Genomic DNA, 20748 nt, shown 5'->3' on the forward strand with positions numbered 1-20748 from the left:
GCTACCCGACCAGCAGCACGTGCAGCGTCCGCGGACCGTGCACGCCCTCGACGCGGTCCAGCTCGATGTCGCTGGTCGCGCTCGGGCCGCTGATCCACGTCTGCGGGCGGGAGGCGTCCAGTGTGGACACGGCTTCGGGGACGCCGGCGACGACCTGGTCGGCCCGCACGACGCACACGTGCAGGTCCGGCACCAGCGTCGCGGCCCGGCGGCCCTGTCCCGCACCGTGATCGAGGACGATCGTGCCGGTCGTCGCGATGCCGAGCGCGGCCGTCGAGACGACGCCGTCACAGCGGTCGAGCTCGGCGACGTCGACGTCCGGTCCGTCGTGGACGGTCTCGACGCCGTCCGGCACGAGATACGCCGGGAATCCGGGCGGGACGACGATCCGCCGGGCGCCCTCGACCGCCGCGCGGAGGCGGTCGGCCACGGCGTCCGGCGCGACCCGCTCCACCACGGCCCGGTAGTCCGCGACCCGTTCGGCGAACTGCTCGACCTGTTCCGGCGTCGCAGGGGCGGTCGACGGTTGCGGTCGCACGTACGGCACATCGGCTTCGGGCGCCGAGTCCGGGACGTCGACCAACGCCCGGCGGGCCTTCGCCAGGATCTCCTCGCGCGCAGTCACTCCGCCTCCGTCCGTCCGCCGTCCGTGCGCTCCCACCAGGCCCGGAACGACTCGGTCGCCGGCACCGGCACGTCGCGCGCGTTCGTCCACCCGGACGCCGGTCCGGGCAGCGCACCCAGCACGGGCGCGCCGCCGGGGGCCGCGTGCGCCAGCCGTCCGGCGATCTTGGCCCCGAGTCCGGCCACCTTCTCCGCGGCGCCGGTGCGCCCGGACGACGACAGCGTCCACGACGCCGCCCGCATCGCCATGTCCTGCACCGACGGCAGCGTCGAGCCCTCCTTGTGCGCGTCGACCACCTTGCCGCGCAGGTGGACCAGCACCTCCGGGATGTCGATCCGAACAGGACAGACCTCGAAGCACGCGCCGCACAGGCTGGACGCGTAGGGCAACGAGTCGGTCTGCTCGTCGTGCCCGACGCCGCGCAGCAGCGGGGTCAGGATCGCACCGATCGGTCCGGGGTAGACGGAGCCGTAGGCGTGCCCGCCGGTGCGCTCGTAGACCGGGCAGACGTTCAGGCAGGCCGAGCACCGGATGCAGCGCAACGACTGCCGCCCGACCGTGTCGGCCAGCGCGTCGGTGCGGCCGTTGTCCAGCAGGACGACGTGCACCTCCTGCGGCCCGTCGCCCGGCGTCACGCCGGTCCAGGTGGAGGTGTACGGGTTCATCCGCTCGCCGGTCGAGGACCGGGGGAGCAGCTGCAGGAACACCTCGAGGTCGGCCCACGTCGGGAGGACCTTCTCCACGCCGACGACGCTGACCAGCACCTCGGGCAGCGTCAGGCACATCCGGCCGTTGCCCTCGGACTCGACGACGGTCAGGGTGCCGGTCTCGGCGACGGCGAAGTTCGCGCCCGACACGGCGACCCTGGCGCGCAGGAACTTCTCCCGCAGGTGCGCCCGCGCCGCGGCGGCCAGCTCCCGCGGCACGTCAGTCAGGTCCGGCGGCGCCGCGCGTCCCGCGTTGCCCATCTCGCGCAGGAAGATCTCCCGGATCTCCGCGCGGTTGCGGTGGATCGCCGGGACGAGGATGTGCGACGGCAGGTCGTCGCCGAGCTGGACGATCAGCTCGGCGAGGTCGGTCTCCCAGGCGTGGACGCCCGCGGCCTCCAGCGCCTCGTTCAGGCCGATCTCCTGGGTCGCCATCGACTTGACCTTGACGACCTCGTCGGCCTCGTGGCGCTTCGCGATGTCGACGACGATCCGGTTCGCCTCGTCCGCGTCGCGCGCCCAGTGCACGGTCGCGCCGGCCGCCGTCAGCGACTCCTCGAGCTGTTCGAGATAGTGCGGCAGGTGCCGCAGCACACGGTCCTTGATCGCCTCGCCGGCGAGCCGGAGCTCCTCCCAGTCGTCGACCTCTCCGACGACGGCGGCGCGCTTGGCCCGGATCGTGCCGGTCGCGTGGGCGAGGTTGCGACGCAGCTGGGTGTCCGACAGCGCGGCCTTCGCCGCCGTCGGGAACGCCGGCATCCCGACGAACGTGGCGCTCACCGGGTCACCGTCGGTGCGCTACCCGCCGAGCGGTCGTCGGCGGCCCGCTCGGAGCCGGAGACGATCGGCTCGGTCCGGGCCAGCACCTCGGCCAGGTGCATGACCCGCACCCCGGACCGCTGCCGGGACAGCAGGCCGCCGATGTGCATGAGACACGAGTTGTCGCCGGCGACGAGGACCTCGGCGCCGGTCCCGCGGACGTGCCGGGCTTTGTCGTTGCCCATCGCGATACTGGTTTCCGAGTTCTTCACGGCGAACGTCCCACCGAACCCGCAGCACTCCGCCGCGCCGGGCAGCTCCTCGAGCCGCAGCCCGCGCACCGCCTTCAGCAGCCGGGTCGGGCGGTCGCCGACGCCGAGCATCCGCAGCGAGTGGCACGTCGGGTGGTACGTGACGCGGTGCGGGAAGTAGGCGCCGACGTCGGTCACGCCCAGCACGTCGACGAGGTACTCGGTCAGCTCGTACACGGGCGGGGCCGCCTCGACGGCGCGGACCAGGCCCGGGTCGTTCGCCCGCTCGGCCACGAGCCGGTGCTGATGGCGGACCGACCCGGCGCACGAGCCGGACGGCGCGACGATCGCCTCACACCCGGCGAACGCGTCGAGGTGGTTGCGCAGCAACGGAACCGCCTCGTCGAGATACCCGGTGTTGACCATCGGCTGACCGCAGCACGTCTGTGCGGCCGGGAACGCGACCTCGACGCCGAGACGGCGCAGCAGCCGCACGACGGCCTTGCCGGTGTCCGGGAACAACGCGTCGTTGAGGCAGGTGACCATCAGGCCGACCGTCATGGGGCCTCCGCTGTGGTGGTGGGGTGGGGCGCCGGTTCCAGCATCGTTGAGCGCGTGTCGGGATGCGAACCCGGGTCAGCCCACGAACACGCAGAACGGGTGGCCCGAGGGGTCCGCGAACACGTACAGCGGCTCGTCCGGGTCGTCGGTGCGGTCGAGCAGCTGCCAGGCGCCGAGGGACAGCGCCCGCTCGCGCTGGTGCTCCAGCTCGTCGACGTCCGGGACGGTCAGGTCCAGGTGCAGCATCTGCGGGTGCGCGCCGTCCGGCCACGTCACCTCGGGCAGCTCCTCGACCCGCTGGAACGCCAGTACGGACGCGCCGCCGGGCGTGTGCAGCACGAGCCAGCCTGCCTGCGGGTCCGGCCCGCCGGGTGCGGGCGGCTCGTCGCCGGGACGGTAGTGGTAGCCGAGGAACTGCCGGTAGAACTCGGCCAGTGCCCGGGTGTCGGTCGTGTCGATCACGGTCTGGCGCAGCTGTGGGACGCGGTCGGTCACACCGCCAGCATGTCGCCTGGACACGGTTCCGGCGCGTGGGCAGGCTCCGCCCGTGACCGATCAGGTGTTCGCCGCCGTCGAGCGGAACCGTCGCGCGTTCGCCGAGCTGGTCGGCGGCCTCAGCGAGGAGCAGCTCGCCATGCCGAGCCTGTGCGACGGGTGGGACTGCCGCACCGTCGCCGGGCACGTGGCCGCCGCGTCGTCGCCCGCGATGGGCGAGTTCCTCGGCGCGGTGCTGCGCTCCCGCGGCAACGCGCACCGTGCGAACACGCTGCTCGCCACCCGGATGGCGCGCCGTCCGAGGGCCGAGCTGCTCACACTGCTGCGCGAGCGGGCGTCCAACCGGGCCACCCCGCCCGTCGTCGGGCCGTACGGTCCGCTGACCGACGCGTTCGTGCACGGCGCGGATATCGCGTTCCCGCTCGGCCTGCCGTTCGAGCCCGACCCCGCCGACGTGCGGATCAGCCTGGGGTTCGTGACGGGTGGGCGTGCGATCGGGTTCGTGCGTCGGGGGTGGCTCGACGGGCTGCGCCTGGTCGCCGACGACGCGGGGTTCGTTCACGGCGACGGTGCCGAGATCCGCGGGCGCGGGCTCGACGTGCTCGTCGCCGTGTGCGGGCGTCCGGCCGCGCTGGAACGGGTCGACGGGCCGGGCGTGGCCGTCCTGCGGAGCCGGATCGGCGGGTGAGCCGGCCCGCGGGTCGTCTCAGATCTCGTCGGCCCGCGGGATCATCGGCGTCAACCCGATCTCGACCAGCCGCTCGTTGATCGCCTGCGCGACGACGTCGTACTGGTCGTCGTCGAGTTCGCGGCCGCCGGTCAGGGCCGACTCCAGCTCCGCGTCGCCGACCGTCTCGCCGAGCCGGGTGGAGGAACGCCGGAGCTCGTCGACGGTGAGCTCGCTGAGCCCGAGCCCGGCCCGCAGGGCACCGTTCCGGGGCGACAGTCGGTCGATCGTGGCCATTTCGCTGTTCACAGTCATTACTCTGTCCAACCGACGGCAGAACTCGTCGATGCCGTCCGGGCCCGTGACCCTGCTCATGCGGCGGACATCGCGGAGACAGCGCTGGTGGGAGCCCCGCCGGTCCGGACGCTGTGTGCCGGGTCTCCCTGTCGCCGGCCCACCTGATGAGGGCTGGCCCACCGTGCCCGGAAGGTCCAGGATGTCCCGATGACGGACGTGCTGGCGCCGTGGGCGAACCTCGGGATGCTCGTGGTGGTCGGGGGCGTCGTGACGCTCGTGCTCGTCGGCGTCGCGCTGACCGACCCCGGGGCGCGACGGTCCGATGTGCCCCGGACCGTCGGGGCGCTGGGGGCCGTGGCGGCGTTCGTCGCGGGGCTCGCCGTCACGGTGGTCGCGATGCTCGACCCCGCCGACTGGTGGCTCGACCTCGCCGGATGGGGCGTGTGGATCGTCGGCGACGTCGTCGTGTTCGCCCTGGTCGCTGTGCTGCTCGCCCGAACCCGGCGCTCGGTCCCGCCCGGCCCGGCCGCCTGACGTCGCTCCCGCACGTCGTCACCCGGCGCGCCGCAGCTCGCCGTCAGCACGTGATCGGCCACTCCGGCGGAGTCGGGCCACCGGCGGCCGGGATGCTCCGTATGCGCTGATCAGCGGGTGGCGTCGTCGTGCAGGCCCTTGTAGTGGACGTAGGCCGCGGAGGACACGTCGAGCATCGTGCGCTCGTCGTCGGAGATCTCCCGGCGGACCTTGCCCGGCACGCCCGCGACGAGCGACCCGGGCGGGACCTGCAGGCCCTGGGTGAGCACGGCGCCGGCCGCGACCAGCGACCCGGCGCCGATCGTGCAGCCGTTCATGACCACGGCGCCCATGCCGATGAGCACGTCGTCGCCGATCGTGCACCCGTGCACGACGGCGCGGTGCCCGATCGTCACGCCGTCGCCGATCGACACGGGGAAGCCGGGGTCGGTGTGCACGACCGTGCCGTCCTGCACGTTCGACCGCGCGCCGATCGTGATCGGCTCCATGTCGGCCCGGAGCACGCAGGTGTACCAGACGCTCGCGTCCTCTTCGATCGTCACGGCACCGCTGAGCACCGCGCCCGGGGCGACCCACGCCCGCTCGTGCACGGTCGGGCTCGTCCCGTTGATCTCGATCATGCGTTCTCCTCGGCGTCGATCACGGACACGGCGCGGTGATCGTGCCCGACACGGCCGCACGGGCCGCTACCGGGCCGATCCGGTCAGCTCGCGCACCCCGCGTCGGCGTGCCGCACCGGCTGCAACGGGTGCGGCACGCCGAGGAGGGGTGCGGCGCGCCGACGAGGGATGCGGTGCGGCGGGATGCGGTGCGGCGGGATGCGGTGCGGCGGGATGCGGTGCGGCGGGATGCGGTGCGGCGGGATGCGGTGCGGCGGGATGCGGTGCGGTGGGGCAGGCGCCAGGTCAGGCGCCGGCGGCGTCCCGGAAGGCGTGCAGCACGTCGTCGCTGAACAGGACGAAACGCGCCTCCTCGACCTGCGCGCCCGCGTCGCGGACGGTGGTGACGGCGATCCGTGCGGCGTCCGGGACCGGCCAGCCGTAGATCCCGGCCGAGACGGCGGGGAACGCGACGGTGCGGGCGCCGAGCTCGTCGGCGACGCGCAGCGACTCGCGGTAGGCCGAGGCCAGCAGGTCCGACCGGTCCTCCGACGTCGCGTACACCGGACCGACGGTGTGGATCACCCAACGGGCCGGGAGATCGCCCGCGGTGGTGGCGACGGCCTGCCCGGTCGGCAACCCGTCCCGGTAGTCGCCGTCGCGCAGCTCCTGACACGCCGCCAGGATCGATGGTCCGCCGCGTCGGTGGATGGCGCCGTCGACGCCACCGCCGCCGAGCAGCGACGAGTTCGCGGCGTTCACCACGGCGTCCACCCGGGCCTCCGTGATGTCACCGAGTTCCGTCACGATCCGGGTCATCTACGAACCTCCTCGGACAGCTTGCGCAACAACGGGATCGACGCGATCTTCTCGTCGGTCAGCGACTCCCAGACGATGCCGCCGGACGGGCGCTCCCGCCGGTGCTCGCGGCAGTCGACGATCCGGTCCGGCGTCACCACGAGGTCGACGGGCGCGTCGTGCGACGCCCACGGAATCTCGCCCGCCGCACGCACCTGGAGCTCGTGCACGGTCGTGACGACGAGCGTGTCGTCGCCGATCAGTCCCGCCTCGCGGGCCAGCGCGAACTCCAGGTCGGCGAACCCGCCGCCCTTGCCGAGGCGCGCCCCGTCCTCGCCGACGGCGACGCACCCGGTCACGACGAGGCCGACCGGCTCGAGCTCGTCCACCGCCACCCTCCGTGCCGACCGGGTGGCATTCTTGATCGACACGGCCTTGCGCGGCGGGTCCGCGAGGTGGTCCGGGTCGAGGAGGAAGAACGGGTCCTGCTCGGCCAGCTTCGGCACGGCCATGTAGACGGTCTTGCCGTCCTCCAGGGCGTACTGCCGGACCGGGAGCTGCGCGGAGTCCGGATTGGATTTCACGGTCCGCGCGGCTCCCCATGCGTCGGTCTCACGCAGACGACGGGCGGCGGCCTCGGCGCCGGTGAAGTTGGAGATCCGGTTCCGGGCGCCGGGGAAGCGCGCCACCTTCGCCTCGGTCAGGGCCGTCCAGACCTCGTCGCGCAGCGCGGCCTTGCGCTCCAGGACCTCGGCGTCGCCGCCGGCGTCGCGGTCGTGGCGTCTCACGCCTCCCAGTGTCCCGGGCTCCGACGTTCAGTGGTCGCGCAGGGCCTCGATCAGCTCTTCCTTGGTCATGTCCGAACGGCCGTCGATGCCGACCTTCTTGGCCTGCTCGTAGAGCTGCTCCTTGGTCATGTCCTCGTAGGTGCCCGCCTCGCCACCGCGCTTGCCGACCGTCGAGCGCCCCTCGTTGGCCGACGCGTTCGCGATCCGCGCCGCCTTCTCCTTCGACGCGCCCTCGTCGCGCAGGGCCTCGTAGGTCTTCTCGTCCTTGATGCTGCTCGCCATGCCCGTCGGGTACCCGCGATCCGGCGGATCAACCGATGCCGACGGTGTCGAGGAGCCGGTCCAGCAGCGGCAGCTGACCCTTGACGATCTTCTGACGCGCGGTGTCCAGGTCGAACCACTCGGCTCGGTCGATCTCCGGGAAGCGCAGCGTCCGGCCCGACCTCGGAGGCCACTCGATCTCCACCCAGCTGCCGTCGTCGGTGCGGTCCGCGACGGCCTCGGCGCCGGTGAACCCGGCGCCGTCCAGAGCGAACGCGGCGACGATCTTGCGGGACTGCCGCACCGTGCCCAGGTCGACGGCCTCGCCGTCCGGCGGCGGAGCGCCGATCTCCTCGGTGAACTCGCGCCGCGCGGCGTCCAGCGGCTGCTCGTCGGGGCCGTGCTCGCCCTTCGGGATGGACCAGGCCGCCTCGTCCTTGCGCGCCCAGAACGGCCCGCCCATGTGCCCGAGCAACACCTCGACACCGAACTCGCCGCGCCGGTGCAGCAGCAGACCGGCACTGGTCACCGGAGCCATGGCACCTCCCGTCGTTGTCGACGACCCGAACCCCCGCCGGACCCTAGTAGGCCCCGGTTTCTGGTCGGACGCCCAGTAGTTCCGGGGGTTCCCCCGGAGACGGCCCCACCGGCTCCGTCGGCTGCCTACGGTCGGCGGCGTGCCCGTCTCGGGAGGGAAGACTGATGGACGACGCGACCACCGGTGACCGGGAGGCCGCCGCGCCGGCCGGGCCCCGCGCGGCCACCGGGACGTGGCGGGACGCGCTGCCGTGGGACGGGCCGGCCCGTCGTGGCGACACGGTCCTTCTCTGGCTGATCGTCGGCGTCATCGTGTTCGCGATCGCGACGTTGCCTCTGCGTCCGCTGCTTCTCGCCTCGCACCCGGTTCTGGTGGAGTTCGTGACCGGCGGCCTGTCCGCGATCGGGGCGGGCGCGGCGTTCGCCCGGATCGGCGAGACCTCGCTGTGGCTGGTCGTCCTCGCTGGCGTGGTCGGGATGGCCAAGTTCGACTGGCTGTTCTGGCTGGCCGGACGGCGGTGGGGCGAGCGGGTGGTCGCGATGTTCGCGCCGGGGGAGCGGGCCCAGCGGTTCGTCGCGCGGGTCCGGGCCTGGCCGCCGTGGGTGCTGCGTGCGGTGCTGGTCGGCGCAGCGCTGCCCGGCATGCCGGCCGGTGCGCTGTTCGCGCTCGCCGGGCTCAGCCGGGTCGGGATCGCGACGTTCCTGCTGTTCGACCTGCTCGGGGCGCTGCTCATGACGGGGATCGTCGCCGGGCTCGGGTACGGCATGGGGCAGAGCGCCGTGGACGTCGTGCTGGTGATCGACTCCTACGCGTCGTGGATCAGTATCGGGCTCATCGCGGTGGTCGCGTTCCTGGCCAACCGCCGGGCGAGACGACGCCTCGTCACCCCGGCCTGATCACCGGACGGCGAGGCGCTCCCGCAGCCCGCTCGCCCGCCCCGCCGGACGGGCGATCGCCGCCCGGACCGCCTCCTCCGTGCCGAGCAGCCGGACGCGTTTCCGGGCGCGGGTGACGGCGGTGTAGAGAAGTTCGCGCGTCATCACGGGCGAGTCGGGCGGCGGCAGCACGACCGTCACCGCGTTGAACTGGCTGCCCTGGCTGCGGTGCACGGTCATCGCCCAGACCGTCCCGACCGCGCCGAGGCGGGCCGGCTCGTACCCGGTCGGGACGCCGTCGCGGGAGAACACCGCGCGGCGGCCGTCCGGGGTCCGGACGACGACGCCGGTGTCGCCGTTGAACAGGTCGAGGTCGTAGTCGTTCTCGGTGACGAGCAGGGGTCGGCCGGGGTACCAGGGGGCCTCGGCGTCGAAGCCGGGCCGGGCGGCGGCGAGCCAGCGCTCGACCTCGCCGGTCCAGCGCGCGACGCCGTGGGGACCGCGGCGGTGCCCGCACAGCAACCGGTGCTCGTCGAGCACCCGCAGCGACTGCTCGGCGTTTCCCTCGGACGCCGCGCCGATCAGGTCGCCGCCGGCCCGGACGACCTCGGCGCGCAGCGTCGCGAGCCCCTCCGCACCGACCGTCTCCGGATCGGCCTCGACGAACGACAGCTCGGCAGAGCCCGATCGCAGCAGCTCCACGGCCCGGTCGGCGTCGTCGCCCTGCACGGCGGCGGCGAACGCGGCGATCGTGCCCTCGAACCGCCAGTTGCGGGTCAGCCTCACGACCCCGTGCTCCACTCTCTGCGGCGGACACGGTTCGCCGGGTCCCGCGGCGGCCTGCTCCGCGCCGGATCCGAGCGGGCGCCGGTCCGCGCGGAACGCCCCGCACGCCACCAGCGCGTCCTGCAGTTCGGGTTCCTCCGGACCTCGTGCCAGAGCCAGATCGCCGAGCACGGCGCCCGCCTCGACGGACGCCAGCTGGTCGGGATCGCCGACGAGGACGAGGCGGGCGTCCGGCCGGACGGCGTCGAGCAGGCGCGCCATCATCGTCAGCGAGACCATCGACGTCTCGTCGACCACGACGACGTCGTGCGGGAGCCGGTTGCCGCGATGGTGGCGGAAGCGGCCGGTCGTTCCCCTGGCTCCGAGCAGCCGGTGCAGCGTCGACGCCGACGTGCCGGCGACCGCGCCCCGGTCCGCCTCGGGCATGGTGCCGACGGCGTGGGTGACCGACTGCGTCAGGCGCGCGGCGGCCTTCCCGGTCGGCGCGGCGAGCGCGACCCGCAGTGGCGGCCTGCCCGGGACGGCGCCGTGCAGGTAGTGCAACACGGCCAGCAGCCGTGCCACCGTGGTCGTCTTCCCGGTGCCCGGCCCGCCCGCGACGACGCTGACCGGACGTAGCGCGGCGACGGCGGCGGCCAGCCGCTGGCGCTCCGCACCGGGTTCTCCGAGCAGGCGGTCCAGTGCCGCCCGCAGCCGCTGCGGGTCGACGGCGGTGACCGGGCCGGAGCGTTGCTGGAACTGGGTGCGGACCAGCTCCTCCTCCTGCCAGTACCGCTCCAGGTAGAGCAGGTTCCCGACCAGCCGCAGCGGGCACCCGGGCGGGGCGTGCTCGCCGTCGGCGACGAGCGGGCTGGCGGCGCACTCCGCTCGCCACGCGGCGGGCTCCGGCCACGGCAGCGTCGACACGTCGACGACGACCTCGCCCTCGGGAGCGGCGGTCTCGCGCACCTCGGTCAGGTCGACGCAGACCGAGCCGCTGCGGATCGCGCGTACGGCGAGCGCCGCGGCGAGCACGACCGACTCCGGCTCGGCGGATCCACCGGGCGGCAGGCCGGTCGGGTCACCGCGCCCGCCGAGCCGGGCCAGCCGCCGGGCCACGTGCACGTCGCCGGGTGCGAGCACCTCGGCCTCGTTGAACAGCGCGAGCACCCCGGTCGCGGTGCGGGCGACACGGGGGCCGTACGGGTCGCGCTCCGGCCGCGATGGTGTCGTGGCGGGAGCGTCGGTGGCGGTCACGCGGGGACTCCGTCCAGCAGGTCGGACAGGTCGGACACGAGCGCGGCGGGCGGGCGCCAGGCGAACACCCCGCAGGGCGCGGAGAGCTCGCCCTCGCCGGTGAGCGGGGTGGCCGGACCGCACATGCCGCGCAGGAACAGGTACCCGACGCCGCCGAGGTGCGTCTCCGGTGCGTAGCCGGGCACCCGCCACCGCAGGTAGCGGTGCAGCGCGACGGCGTAGAGCAGGGCCTGCAACGGGTAGTGCGCGTCCACCATCGCGGCCCGCATCGCCGACGCGGTGTAGTGCGCCGCCACCAGCGGGACCCGCCCGCTCGGTCCCTGCGGGCCGAGCCAGTTCGTCTTGTAGTCGACGACGACGAAGCGCCCGTCGACCCGCAGAACCGAGTCGATGCTGCCGGTCAGGTAGCCGCGCAGCGGCTGGCCCGCGAGGTCGGGGGAGTCGAGCGCGTCGGCGTAGCCGTGCAGCACGTCGTCCGGACCGAGACGCCTCGCGACGGCGGCTCCCACGGCGGCCAGCGTCAGCTCACCGGACGGCGTGTCCCCACCGGCCAGGGGCAGCTCGAACTCCAGCTCGGACAGCCGGTCGCGCGGGACGACGTCGGCCAGTGCCCGCCCGGAGGTGAGTGACCCGAGCGGCGTGCGCAGCACCGGGACCAGAGCGTCGGCCAGCTCCGACGGTTCGACGGCCGACGGCTGGCGGCCCAGCTCCTCGGTGATCCGGTCGACGAGCTCGGCGCGCAGGGCGGCGTCCCCGCCGGACGCCGTCCTCGTGTCGACGTTCTCCAGCACGGCGTGCACGAGCGTGCCGAAGTCGGCCCCCAGCGGCAGGTCGGCCATCGGGGACGGCATGGACGCCGCGCCCACGGCGACCGGGCCGGAACCAGGCCCGGTGTCCGGCTCGTCGACCGTTCCCTCCTGCTCCGGCTCGCTGAGCACGCCGGGTGCGGTGGTGGCCTCCGGCTCGTCGTCGGCCGTGTCGAGGGCGTCGACGGCGCGGTGCGCGGCGTGGGCCCGGGCGGTCAGCGCCGTGTACGACGTCCGCCGCCACGCCGTGTCCAGCTCCCGGCGGAACTCCGCGACCTGCGGCTCGTCGCGCTCCCCGGCCGTCACCGGTGGCACCGGATCCCGGTCGGACAGCGTCTCCACCGACACCCCGGCGGGGGCGAGACGCTCGCGGAACAGCTGCAGTGCAACGGCATCGCCCGGTACCTTGACGGCGGCGGGCGGACCGTGACCCGGCTCGGGCCGGCCCACGAGCATCCGGTGCAGCGCGGAGGCCTTCGTGGTCGTCGTCGGCGCCCACCACGTGACGACCTGGCTGCAGGCGCGGGTGAGCGCCACGTACAGCAGGCGCAGGTCCTCGCCGGACTCCTCCTCGAGGTGGCGCTTCGTGTGCTCCTCGTCGCGCTGTGCGCCGATGTCGAGCTTGCGGACCGGACGGCCGGCGACGGTCTCGTGGTAGAGCAGCGTGGCCGGCTTCTCGTTCACCCACCGGTCCCACGCGAACGGCAGGTACACGACCGGGAACTCGAGGCCTTTGGAGCGGTGCACGGTGACGATCTGGACGGCGTCCGCGTCCGACTCCAGCCGGCGGCTCCGTTCGGCCGACGTGTCCCGGGCCGCCTCGCCGATCCGGTGCCGCAGCCACTCCGTCAGCGCGGTCGGGCCGAGGCGCCGCTCCAGCGCCGCGGAGTGCAGCACCTGGCCGACGTGGCGCAGGTCGGTCAGGTCCCGCTCGCCGTCCGGGCGGTGCAGCAGCTGCTCGGCGGGGTGGCGGCGGGCGAACACCGCCTCCAGCATCGCCGCGACGCCCCGCTCGGCGAGGATCGTGTGCCAGGCCCGCAGGTCCGCGCCGAGCTCGTCGACCAGACGGTCGGCGTCCGGGCCGCACAGCTCGGCGACGGTGAGCCCGACGAAGCGGGTCAGCGCGGCGGACCGCAGACGCAGCGACAGGTGCGGCAGCTCGACGGCCTCGAGCAGCGTCAGCCAGTCGGTCGCGGCCGCGGTGGCGAACACGCTGGCCGTGCCACCGAGCACGGCAGGCACCCCGGCCCCAGTGCACGCGTCCCGGATCTGCACGCCCTGCGCGTTCGTCCGCACGAGGACGGCGATCTGCCCGGGGCGCAAGGGCTTGCCGTCCCACGTCGCGCCGGAGGCGAGCAGCTCCGACAGGTCGGCCGCCGCGTCACGCGCCACCACCGGCCGCGCCTGCGCCACCTTCGCGAGTCCGCCGTCGTCGGCGCCGATCCGGTCCCGGTCCACGACGCGCAACCGGACCGGGTCGTCCGACGGGGCCCCGGCGAGCCGCCGTTCGGCGTGGTGGGCCTTCACGGGCAGCACCAGGATGTCCTGGTGACCGAGCGCGGCCTGCCCGAGCACCGCCTCGAGCGCGTCGAGCAGCGCGGAGTCGCTGCGCCGGTTCGTGTCCAATGTGGCCATACGGTCGGCCTGGTGCGCCGCCTGCAGGTAGCTCTGCACGTCGGCGCCGCGGAACGCGTAGATCGCCTGCTTCGGGTCGCCGATCAGCACCAGGGTCGTGCCGGGGGCGTGGTGGAACGCCAGCTCCAGGATCTCCCACTGCAGCGGGTCGGTGTCCTGGAACTCGTCGACGAGCACGACCGAGAAGCGGGACCGCAGCCGCTCCCGGGCCGCCGGCCCCCGCAGCGGGTCGCGCAGCGCCCGCGCGAGGCGGGTCAGCATGTCGTCGTAGCTGTAGAGGCGCAGCCGGCGCTTGCGGGCATCCACCTCGGTGCGCACGGCGGACGCGAACGAGTACCGGGTGGCCGCCGCGGAACCGGGGTCGGCACCGGACGGCTCCAGCTCGGCCTGCGGGTCGGCGACGGCGGCGCGGGCCAGCGCCACGGCGTCGTCGCGGCTGAACAGGGGCCGTCCCGCCCCTTTCGCGGCGTACTTGCGCAGGTAGAAGTCGTCGACGACCTCGGTGACGACATCGTCGATCTGCTCGACGAACTCCGCGTCCGGGTCGTTGTCCCCGGCGACCCCGAGCCCGGCGAGCATCTGCTGGCAGAACTGGTGCGTGGTCGCGATCGTCGCCGCGTCGAACCCGGCGGCGGCCGCGGCCAGGCGCTCCCGGCGCAGGGCCACCTCGTCGAGGTCGCCGCGCGACAGCAACGCCACGACCGGATCGGCGGGATCCGGCGCCGCGGCCAGGTCCCCACCCGCCGCCAGCACCGCGGCCAGTGCCCTCTCGGTGCCGGACAGCCGTTCCCGGACGCGTTCGCGCAGCTCCTGCGTCGCGTCCCGGCCGAACGTGACCAGCATCAGCCGGTCCAGCCCGGCCACGCCCTCGGCGACGTAGCGGGTCGCCAGCGCCGCGATCGTGTACGTCTTGCCGGTCCCGGCGCTGGCCTCCAGGACGACGGTTCCCTCGGGCAGCGGGCCGTCCACGGCGAACGTCTCGGCCGACAGCAGGTCGTTCATCGGACGTCCCTCCGCTCGTGGTCCAGCAGTGGTGCCCACAACCGCATGGCGAGCGTGCCGAACCGGGTCGGCTCCCCACCCGCACCCGCACCGCGCAGCAGCACGTCGAACGGGGCGCGGTCGCCGTGCACGAACGCGGTCGCGCGGTTGGCCCAGTCGCCCAGGTCGCCGTCGGCCCACGTGGTGCGCGCCCGGGCCGTCGCCAGCCCGACCGGACGGTCCCGGTGCCGGATCTCCGCGTACGCGTGGGACGTCTCGATCGGCAGCGGCAGCGGTTCACGCAGGCCGGCCCGGTGCAGCTCGACGAGGTCGGCCAGCGTCGTCCGCGCGAGCGGGGGATCGACGGGGCCGAGCAGCGACCGCGCGACCGACCCGCCACCGCGGCCGATCGTGATGGCCGTCCACGGGCGGTCGGGGTGGGCCACGGTGAGCGCGAGCAGCTGCACCCACGCCCGCAGGCGGTGCTTCGGCTTGAGGCTGGAGTACTCGACCCGGACCAGCGTGTCGCCGTGCAGCCCCGGGACGGTCCCGGCGACCGTCGTCCCCTCCAGCGGGGTTCCGTCCAGCGCCGCGAGCACGTCCTGTGACCCGGCCTCCCCTGCACCGACCTCCGCGGCGGCCGCGACCAGACCGTCGACGAGCCCGGTGATGTCGTCGAGCAGCGTCCGCCCGACCCCGCCCGGGGGCAGCTCGCCGCGCCGCCACTCCGCCTGCGCCGCGGCGTCCGCCGGAGCGCCGGCGATCCGGTCCGCGAGCAGCCGGTCGCCGATCCGGTACCTGTCCAGCCCGTTCAGCGCTACCGGCATCGCGTCGTCCGGCTCGGGGTTCTCGCCCGGCGGGGTCATCCCGACGCGTTGCCGCAGGAACGCCTGGACCGGGTGCTCCACGAACCGCGCCAGGTCCTCCAGCTCGACCGTGTCCGGGGCGGGGACGACGTCGGGCAGCGGCTCGGGAGGGAACAGCGCGAACGGTTCCCGCTCGCGGGCGGCCGCACGCGCGCCGCGCAGTGCGGCCCGGTCGAAGCTGAACGGACCGTCGGCCAGCAGTTCGCCGCGGGAGAAGTTGCGGCCGTCGAACGGCTGCAACGGGTGCCGCGCCCGCAGCACGTCCGACGCGCGCTCGCCGGACGCGGTGCGGACGGTCGCGTCCACGGCGTCGAAGAGCTCCCCGATCGGCACCGCCGGCGGGCGTTCGGCACCGGTCCGCTCGTCCGCCCCCGACCCCACGACGACGAGGTGCTCGGTTGCCGAGCAGATCGCGTCCAGCAGCAGCTGGCGGTCCTCACCCCGCGGATCCCGCTCGCCGACGACCGGGTCGCGGGCCAGCACGTCGTCCCCGTCCGGCACGCCGGCACGGGGGAACACGCCGTCGTCGCAGCCCAGCAGACACACGACGCGGTGCGGCACGGCGCGCATCGGCACCAGCGTCGCGACGGTCAGGGTCCCGGTCCGGAAGTTCGCCCGGCTGGGGCGCCCGCGCAGCCGCTCGGCCAGCAGCCCGCGGACGTCCGGCAGGTCCAGCGGCACGCTGGACGCCTGGGGCCCGGCCGTGCGCAGGACGTCGGACAGCTCGGCGTGTGCCTGGGCCCGCTGCCACGCGTCCGACGGCGACGTGTCGGTGAGCGCGGACAAGCCCTCCTCCAGGGCGGTCACCCAGGCGTCGAGCGGCTGCGGGCCCCGCAGGGCGTCCAACGTGGTGGACAGCCGGTCGACGATCTCGGCGAGCCGCCCGACCAGGTCCACCCGCGACGAGTCGACCTCGTCCAGCGGCAGCGCCGTGCCCAGCCACGCCGGCGCCCCCGGCGTCTCGGCCATCGCGACCCCGAGCAGCATCCGGTCCAGGCCCGCCTGCCAGGTGTTCTGGGCGAACCCGCCGAGCTTGTAGGGCGCCCGGTGCCCGGCGTCGAGGCCCCACCGCACGCCCGCCTCGGTGACCAGCTGGGAGATCCGTTCCAACGCCTCGTCGTCCAGCCGGAAGCGGCGCCGGACCGGTGTGGACGCCACCAGGTCCAGCACCTGGGACGCGGTGAGCCGCGACCCGGCCAGCTCCAGCAGCGTCGAGACCGTGCCGAGCAGCGGGTTCGACTGGCGCAGCGCCCGGTCCGCGAGCCGTACCCGCAGCAGGTGCCCGGGGTGCAGCTCGTCGCGCGAGGGCCCCGGCTGCTCGCCCGGCGCGCCCGGCTCCGGGGCGAGCCCGAACGACGCCGTGATCAGCGGGGCGAACACCTCGATGTCCGGGCACATCACGACGATGTCGCGCGGCTCGAGCGACGGGTCGGTGGCGAGCAGACCCAGCAGCGCCTCGCGCAGCACCTCGACCTGCCGGTCCGGCCCGTGGCAGGAGTGCAGGACGACGCTGCGGTCGCGCCCGTCGAGCACCGGGCGCTCGGCGGGCGGCACCGGCGCCGCGTCGTCGCGCAGCGCGTCCTGCAGCTTGCGCAGCAGCGTCGGCGTCCCGCCGGGTTCCGCCGCCGGATGGTGGACGTCGGCGACGCCCGGACCGGCCGCGGGGAGCCGCAGCGCCAGCTCCCGGACGTCGCGCCCGAGGGACCGGAGCAGGGGGTTCCGCACCCGCCGCGCGCCGGCGTCGGCGGCCCGGGCCGGAGGAACCGGGAGCGGGCCGCCGTCGGAGCGGACCTCGTCCCACATCACCGGCGACGGGTGCGGCAACCAGAGCCGGACGTCCCGGTGCGTCGAGAGCGCCTCCAGCACCGCGAGGTGCTCCGCCGCGAGCCGCGTCGGCCCGAACAACGACAGCCGGCGCGGCAGCACCCCGCCCGCCGACGGCACGTCGATCTCGCGGTCCTCACCCAGCAGGGCGACCGCGCGGTCCAGTCGCTCGGCCGGACCGTCCACCCTCAGCGTGGCGCGCAGGCGCCGCCAGAGCTCCGGCTGCCACCGCAGGTCCGGCGGCACCTCGTCCCGGCCGCCGGCCCACGCGCGCAGCAGCGCCGGCCGGTGCATCGCGTACGAGCCGAACAGCCCGGCCAGCGACCGGGCCAGCGCGTACCGCCGACCGTGCCCCGAGTTCGCGAGGTGCGCGGACAGTCCGGTGAACCGCTCGTCCCCGGACGCGGCCGCGGTGTCGATCAGCTCGAGCAGGGGCCACACGGCCCGGCCGGGCGCCCACGGGTCCTCGTCGGGATCCGTCCCGGTGACCGCGTCCACGATCTCCCCGAGCAACGCGGCAGGCGCCGGGAACAGGACGTTCGCGCACACGCCGCCACGGCCGTCGACGGCGCCGAGCCGGTGCGACAGCCGCTGCGCGAGCCATCGCTCGACACCGCGTTCCGGCACCGCGACGATCTCCGGCGCGAACGGGTCCTCCGCCGGTTCGGCGAGCACGCCGGCGAGCGCGTCCACGAGGGTGTCCGCGCGTTCCGCCCGATGCAGCTCCAGCACGGGAGTCACGCTATCGGCGGTCCCCGACAGAAACGGACCGGGTGTTCACGCCTGCGAACGGCCGGTCGAAAGGTTGCCGACGCGGACACCATCTGCGAAACTTCCTGCACGGGAAAGTTTCCGAACCGGGGGAGGGGTCATGGACGAGGAGCAGGCACGGGCGGCGCTCACCGAGGTGGAACGGCGCAGGGGAGAGGTCACGAGGATCGCCGCGCGGGAGAGCTCGCCGCTCTGGTTCGCGGTCGTCGCCGCGGCCGTGGTGCTGGCGCTCGCCCTGGTGTCCGACCTGCGCACGCAGGTCCCGGGGTGGAACGGCTGGTTCACGAAGTGGGGCGTCCCGCTGCTCGGGCTCGTCGTGATCGCGGTGTGCGGGTGGATCGTCTACCGCCGCGCCGCGGTCACCGCGCACAGGTCCGCGACGGGCAGGCAGATGGCCGAGGCCGCGGTGGCGCTGGTGGCGTACTACGTGGCCGCGATGGCCGTCGGCATACCCATGCGCTCCTACGACGTCCCGTTCGACCAGACCGTCTCGACCGTCGGCTCCGGGGTGCTGGTGCTGGCCGGCTGGCTGGTGTGGCGGCGGGTCGTCGCACGGAGGGTCTGAGCGGTGTCGGGCACGCCGGCCCAGCCACCGGGCTTCAACGAGCTCATCCACGCCCCGACCCGCCTGTCGCTGATGTCGTTGCTCTCGGCGTCGAACTGGATGGAGTTCGGCCTGCTCCGGGACACCATGGAGCTGACCGACTCGGCCCTGTCCAAGCAGCTCGGGACGCTGGAGGACGCCGGGCTCGTCCAGCTGCAGCGCGACGGCGTCGGGCGCGGCAAGCGGGTCCGGGTGCGGCTCACGCCGCAGGGTCGTCAGGCGTTCGACGTCCACGTGGGCGCCCTGCGCGCGATCGTCGAACGGTCCGCGACGAACGTCTGGGACCGGGCTCACCAGGACGAGACGGCGTAGTCCTTCAGGAAGCAGCCGTACAGGTCCTCGCCCGCCTCGCCCGCGACGATCGGGTGGTAGACCCTCGCCGCCCCGTCGGAGAGGTCCAGCGGCGCGTGGAACCCCTCGTCGGCCAGGCGCATCTTCAGCGGGTGCGGCCGCTCGTCGGTGATCCAGCCGGTGTCCACCGACGTCATCAGGATCCGGTCGCGGGTGAACATCTCGCCGGCGCTGGTGCGGGTCAGCATGTTCAGCGCGGCCTTGGACATGTTCGTGTGCGGATGGCCGGGGGCCTTGTACCCGCGTCCGAACACGCCCTCCATCGCGGACACGTTCACCACATACTTCCGGTCCGCCGTGGACGCGGCCATCGCCGCCCGCAGCCGGGAGATCAGCACGAACGGCGCCGTCTGGTTGCAGAGCTGCACCTCCAGCAGCTCGAGCGGCTCCACGTGCTGGACGTGGTCGACCCAGCTGTTCGCCGCCGCCGTGTCCGGCAGCAACCCGCCCGCGTCAACGGCCGTCCCTGCGGCGATCCGCTCCGGGGTGGCGCTGCGCGCGGTCGTCGCCAGCGCGGCGAGATCCGGCCCGGCCAGCGCGGACGGGTGCGCTCGCGAGACGGCTGAGTACGTCACGATCTCCGGCAGGTCCGACCCGGCCAGCGGCTCGTGCTCGGCCGCCTCCAACGCCGAGTACGAGCCCGCCGACCGTCGGACCGTCTGTGCCGCGTTGTTGATCAGGATGTCCAGCGGGCCCGCCGCGGCGACGTCGTCGGCCAGCGCCACCACCTGGCCCGGATCGCGCAGGTCGACGCCCAGGATCCGCAGCCGGTGCAGCCAGTCCGCCGAGTCCTCCAGCGCGGCGAAGCGCCGGGCCGCGTCGCGCGGGAAGCGGGTGGTGATGGTGGTGTGCGCGCCGTCGCGCAGCAGCCGCAGCGCGATGTACATGCCGATCTTCGCGCGGCCGCCGGTGAGCAGCGCGCGGCGGCCGGTGAGGTCGGTGCGCGCCGTGCGGTGCCGGTGGCTCGCGGCGGCGCAGTCCGGGCAGAGCTGGTGGTAGAAGGCGTCGACGAGCGTGAAGCGCTGCTTGCAGACGTAGCAGCTGCGCGCGTTGCGCAGCTCGCCCGCCGTTGCCCCGGCCGCGGTGGACACGAGCGGGATGCCGCGGGTCTCGTCGTCGATCCGGCCGGGTGCCCCGGTGGCGGTGGCCGCGGTGACGGCGGCATCGGCGTCGACGACGGCGCGGCGCTTCTCGGCCCGTCTGCGGAGCCGAACGGACTTCCAGATCCCGGCCGTGGCGCGCCGGACCGCGACGGCGTCCGGGTGCTCGGGCGGCAGGTCGTCCATACGGGACAGGACACGGAGGCAGGTGGCCAGCTCGTCGGGATCGATGCCGACGGGCTCGTCGGTGCTCACGATGCCATTTTAGATTCCGCTCAACGCACCCGGCGTGGTGCCCAGCTCGGCACGCACCATCGCCCCGAACGCGCTCGGCGTCGCGTAGCCGACGCGCGCGGCCACGCGGGACGGTGGATCTCCGCGGGCGAGCGCCTCCAGGGCGGCGGCCAACCGGGCACGGCGCCGCCACTGCGCGACCCCGAGCCCCGTCTCCTCCCGGAACCGCCGCTCGACGGTCCGGCGCGCGGCACCGCAGCCGCGGCACAGCGCGTCGGTGCCACCCGGCTCGCCGGGGTCGGCGAGCACCCGGTCCGCGACGGCGCGCGCGACCGGATCGGTGGGCAACGGCAACAGCAGAGGTTCGACGGGCGCGGCGCCGTCGAGCTCCTGGTCCAGCAGCGCGGCCAGGCGGGCGTGCCCCGGGTCGTCGCGGTAGAGCGGTGCCCGGTCGACGGCCGTGAGCACGAGCTCGCGCAGCAGCGGCGACACCGCGACCACCCGGGTCCGGTCCGCGACGGAGCCGCGCAGGTACAGGTTGCGCAGCCGGGTGCGGGAGGCGGCGCGGATCCGGTGCGGCACACCGGCGGGCACGTCGACGGCGGCGCCCGGCGGGACGAACCACGACCCCTCCGGCACCTCGACGGTGATCGCGCCCGCGGCCGCGAACAGCACCTGGCGCCACCCCGGCGGCTGCGGCGGCACGACGGTGCCCGCGGGGTGGGTGACCGCGTAGCTCCGCACGTCCGGTTCGTGTCGCATCCGCGACAGGATGCGGCGCACCGTCGACGGAGCGCCA

General features: G+C 74.6%; 20 protein-coding genes. 5 read left to right on the forward strand and 15 right to left on the reverse strand.

Translation table 11 applies throughout. The annotated features are described in order from the left end of the window. Nucleotide 1 precedes the first annotated feature (1 nt). The 4 genes from EV378_RS32240 to EV378_RS32255 all read right to left on the reverse strand — a co-directional run bounded on the left by EV378_RS32240 (nucleotide 2) and on the right by EV378_RS32255 (nucleotide 3398). The gene (locus EV378_RS32240; protein WP_132431412.1) at nucleotides 2-625 is read right to left on the reverse strand and encodes a LutC/YkgG family protein; all 624 of its coding nucleotides are present in this window, start codon (nucleotides 623-625) and stop codon (nucleotides 2-4) included. Beyond that, nucleotides 622-2091, reverse strand: a complete 1470-nt coding sequence (locus tag EV378_RS32245) for a lactate utilization protein B (protein WP_132433020.1) — start codon at nucleotides 2089-2091, stop codon at nucleotides 622-624. The genes EV378_RS32240 and EV378_RS32245 overlap by 4 nt, the downstream gene beginning before the upstream one ends. A 17-nt stretch (nucleotides 2092-2108) precedes the next feature. Continuing rightward, on the reverse strand, nucleotides 2109-2903 hold the full coding sequence (locus EV378_RS32250; protein WP_132431414.1) for a (Fe-S)-binding protein: 795 nt from the start codon (nucleotides 2901-2903) through the stop codon (nucleotides 2109-2111). A gap of 75 nt (nucleotides 2904-2978) precedes the next feature. After that, nucleotides 2979-3398: a VOC family protein gene (locus EV378_RS32255; RefSeq protein WP_132431416.1), complete on the reverse strand. Its 420-nt coding sequence runs from the start codon at nucleotides 3396-3398 to the stop codon at nucleotides 2979-2981. Between the two features lie 52 nt (nucleotides 3399-3450). Here EV378_RS32255 and EV378_RS32260 point away from each other — a divergent pair, with 52 nt between their 5' ends. After that, the gene (locus EV378_RS32260) at nucleotides 3451-4086 is read left to right on the forward strand and encodes a maleylpyruvate isomerase family mycothiol-dependent enzyme (RefSeq protein WP_132431418.1); all 636 of its coding nucleotides are present in this window, start codon (nucleotides 3451-3453) and stop codon (nucleotides 4084-4086) included. 18 nt (nucleotides 4087-4104) lie between these two features. Here EV378_RS32260 and EV378_RS32265 read toward each other — a convergent pair whose 3' ends face one another. Continuing rightward, entirely contained in the window at nucleotides 4105-4440 is a 336-nt protein-coding gene (locus EV378_RS32265; RefSeq protein WP_132431420.1) for a hypothetical protein, read from the reverse strand. Nucleotides 4441-4569: 129 nt separating this feature from the next. Here EV378_RS32265 and EV378_RS32270 point away from each other — a divergent pair, with 129 nt between their 5' ends. Beyond that, complete coding sequence (locus tag EV378_RS32270; RefSeq protein WP_132431422.1) at nucleotides 4570-4896, forward strand: hypothetical protein; 327 nt, start codon at nucleotides 4570-4572, stop codon at nucleotides 4894-4896. A gap of 110 nt (nucleotides 4897-5006) precedes the next feature. Here the strand turns inward: EV378_RS32270 and EV378_RS32275 are convergent, their stop codons facing one another. The 5 genes from EV378_RS32275 to EV378_RS32300 all read right to left on the reverse strand — a co-directional run bounded on the left by EV378_RS32275 (nucleotide 5007) and on the right by EV378_RS32300 (nucleotide 7880). Further along, the gene (locus tag EV378_RS32275; RefSeq protein ID WP_132431424.1) at nucleotides 5007-5516 is read right to left on the reverse strand and encodes a gamma carbonic anhydrase family protein; all 510 of its coding nucleotides are present in this window, start codon (nucleotides 5514-5516) and stop codon (nucleotides 5007-5009) included. Nucleotides 5517-5801: 285 nt separating this feature from the next. Beyond that, complete coding sequence (locus EV378_RS32285; protein ID WP_132431426.1) at nucleotides 5802-6314, reverse strand: O-acetyl-ADP-ribose deacetylase; 513 nt, start codon at nucleotides 6312-6314, stop codon at nucleotides 5802-5804. Beyond that, entirely contained in the window at nucleotides 6311-7081 is a 771-nt protein-coding gene (locus EV378_RS32290) for a 5-formyltetrahydrofolate cyclo-ligase (RefSeq protein WP_132431428.1), read from the reverse strand. Before EV378_RS32290 ends, EV378_RS32285 begins: the two co-directional genes overlap by 4 nt. 27 nt (nucleotides 7082-7108) lie before the next feature. Next, entirely contained in the window at nucleotides 7109-7363 is a 255-nt protein-coding gene (locus EV378_RS32295) for a Rho termination factor N-terminal domain-containing protein (protein ID WP_132431430.1), read from the reverse strand. Between the two features lie 28 nt (nucleotides 7364-7391). Next, a complete protein-coding gene (locus EV378_RS32300; protein WP_132431432.1) occupies nucleotides 7392-7880 on the reverse strand; it encodes an NUDIX hydrolase in 489 nt (162 codons plus the stop codon). A gap of 164 nt (nucleotides 7881-8044) precedes the next feature. Here EV378_RS32300 and EV378_RS32305 point away from each other — a divergent pair, with 164 nt between their 5' ends. Beyond that, on the forward strand, nucleotides 8045-8776 hold the full coding sequence (locus EV378_RS32305; RefSeq protein WP_132431434.1) for a DedA family protein: 732 nt from the start codon (nucleotides 8045-8047) through the stop codon (nucleotides 8774-8776). Here EV378_RS32305 and recD read toward each other — a convergent pair whose 3' ends face one another. The 3 genes from recD to recC are packed head-to-tail and all read right to left on the reverse strand — an operon-like array spanning nucleotide 8777 to nucleotide 17621. Next, nucleotides 8777-10777 (reverse strand): exodeoxyribonuclease V subunit alpha, encoded by a 2001-nt coding sequence (gene recD / locus EV378_RS32310; protein WP_132431436.1) that lies wholly within the window; start codon nucleotides 10775-10777, stop codon nucleotides 8777-8779. It lies immediately after the preceding gene. Continuing rightward, the gene (locus EV378_RS32315; RefSeq protein ID WP_132431438.1) at nucleotides 10774-14220 is read right to left on the reverse strand and encodes a UvrD-helicase domain-containing protein; all 3447 of its coding nucleotides are present in this window, start codon (nucleotides 14218-14220) and stop codon (nucleotides 10774-10776) included. Before EV378_RS32315 ends, recD begins: the two co-directional genes overlap by 4 nt. Continuing rightward, entirely contained in the window at nucleotides 14217-17621 is a 3405-nt protein-coding gene (gene recC / locus EV378_RS32320) for an exodeoxyribonuclease V subunit gamma (RefSeq protein WP_132431440.1), read from the reverse strand. The genes EV378_RS32315 and recC overlap by 4 nt, the downstream gene beginning before the upstream one ends. A 139-nt stretch (nucleotides 17622-17760) precedes the next feature. On the opposite strand from recC, the gene EV378_RS32325 reads away from it, so the two are divergent. Further along, nucleotides 17761-18225, forward strand: a complete 465-nt coding sequence (locus EV378_RS32325) for a hypothetical protein (protein ID WP_132431441.1) — start codon at nucleotides 17761-17763, stop codon at nucleotides 18223-18225. 3 nt (nucleotides 18226-18228) lie between these two features. Continuing rightward, nucleotides 18229-18576, forward strand: a complete 348-nt coding sequence (locus EV378_RS32330) for a transcriptional regulator (RefSeq protein WP_243653866.1) — start codon at nucleotides 18229-18231, stop codon at nucleotides 18574-18576. Here EV378_RS32330 and EV378_RS32335 read toward each other — a convergent pair. Then, complete coding sequence (locus tag EV378_RS32335) at nucleotides 18555-19901, reverse strand: SDR family NAD(P)-dependent oxidoreductase (protein WP_132433024.1); 1347 nt, start codon at nucleotides 19899-19901, stop codon at nucleotides 18555-18557. The two genes, EV378_RS32330 and EV378_RS32335, sit on opposite strands and share 22 nt — an antisense overlap. Before the next feature lie 78 nt (nucleotides 19902-19979). After that, on the reverse strand, nucleotides 19980-20711 hold the full coding sequence (locus EV378_RS32340) for an AraC family transcriptional regulator (RefSeq protein WP_132431443.1): 732 nt from the start codon (nucleotides 20709-20711) through the stop codon (nucleotides 19980-19982). Between the last annotated feature and the right edge of the window lie 37 nt (nucleotides 20712-20748).

It is taken from the genome of Pseudonocardia endophytica, from assembly GCF_004339565.1.
Taxonomy (GTDB): Bacteria; Actinomycetota; Actinomycetes; order Mycobacteriales; family Pseudonocardiaceae; genus Pseudonocardia; species Pseudonocardia endophytica.

Bases quoted from the DNA above. Each gene is read 5' to 3' on its own strand.
- EV378_RS32270 (WP_132431422.1), top strand. From the start codon at position 4,570: ATGACGGACGTGCTGGCGCCGTGGGCGAACCTCGGGATGCTCGTGGTG.
- EV378_RS32265 (WP_132431420.1), bottom strand. From the start codon at position 4,440: ATGAGCAGGGTCACGGGCCCGGACGGCATCGACGAGTTCTGCCGTCGG.
- EV378_RS32245 (WP_132433020.1), bottom strand. From the start codon at position 2,091: ATGCCGGCGTTCCCGACGGCGGCGAAGGCCGCGCTGTCGGACACCCAG.
- EV378_RS32295 (WP_132431430.1), bottom strand. From the start codon at position 7,363: ATGGCGAGCAGCATCAAGGACGAGAAGACCTACGAGGCCCTGCGCGAC.
- EV378_RS32305 (WP_132431434.1), top strand. From the start codon at position 8,045: ATGGACGACGCGACCACCGGTGACCGGGAGGCCGCCGCGCCGGCCGGG.
- EV378_RS32250 (WP_132431414.1), bottom strand. From the start codon at position 2,903: ATGACGGTCGGCCTGATGGTCACCTGCCTCAACGACGCGTTGTTCCCG.
- EV378_RS32340 (WP_132431443.1), bottom strand. From the start codon at position 20,711: ATGCGACACGAACCGGACGTGCGGAGCTACGCGGTCACCCACCCCGCG.
- EV378_RS32300 (WP_132431432.1), bottom strand. From the start codon at position 7,880: ATGGCTCCGGTGACCAGTGCCGGTCTGCTGCTGCACCGGCGCGGCGAG.
- EV378_RS32325 (WP_132431441.1), top strand. From the start codon at position 17,761: ATGGACGAGGAGCAGGCACGGGCGGCGCTCACCGAGGTGGAACGGCGC.
- EV378_RS32285 (WP_132431426.1), bottom strand. From the start codon at position 6,314: ATGACCCGGATCGTGACGGAACTCGGTGACATCACGGAGGCCCGGGTG.
- EV378_RS32335 (WP_132433024.1), bottom strand. From the start codon at position 19,901: ATGGACGACCTGCCGCCCGAGCACCCGGACGCCGTCGCGGTCCGGCGC.
- EV378_RS32275 (WP_132431424.1), bottom strand. From the start codon at position 5,516: ATGATCGAGATCAACGGGACGAGCCCGACCGTGCACGAGCGGGCGTGG.
- EV378_RS32315 (WP_132431438.1), bottom strand. From the start codon at position 14,220: ATGAACGACCTGCTGTCGGCCGAGACGTTCGCCGTGGACGGCCCGCTG.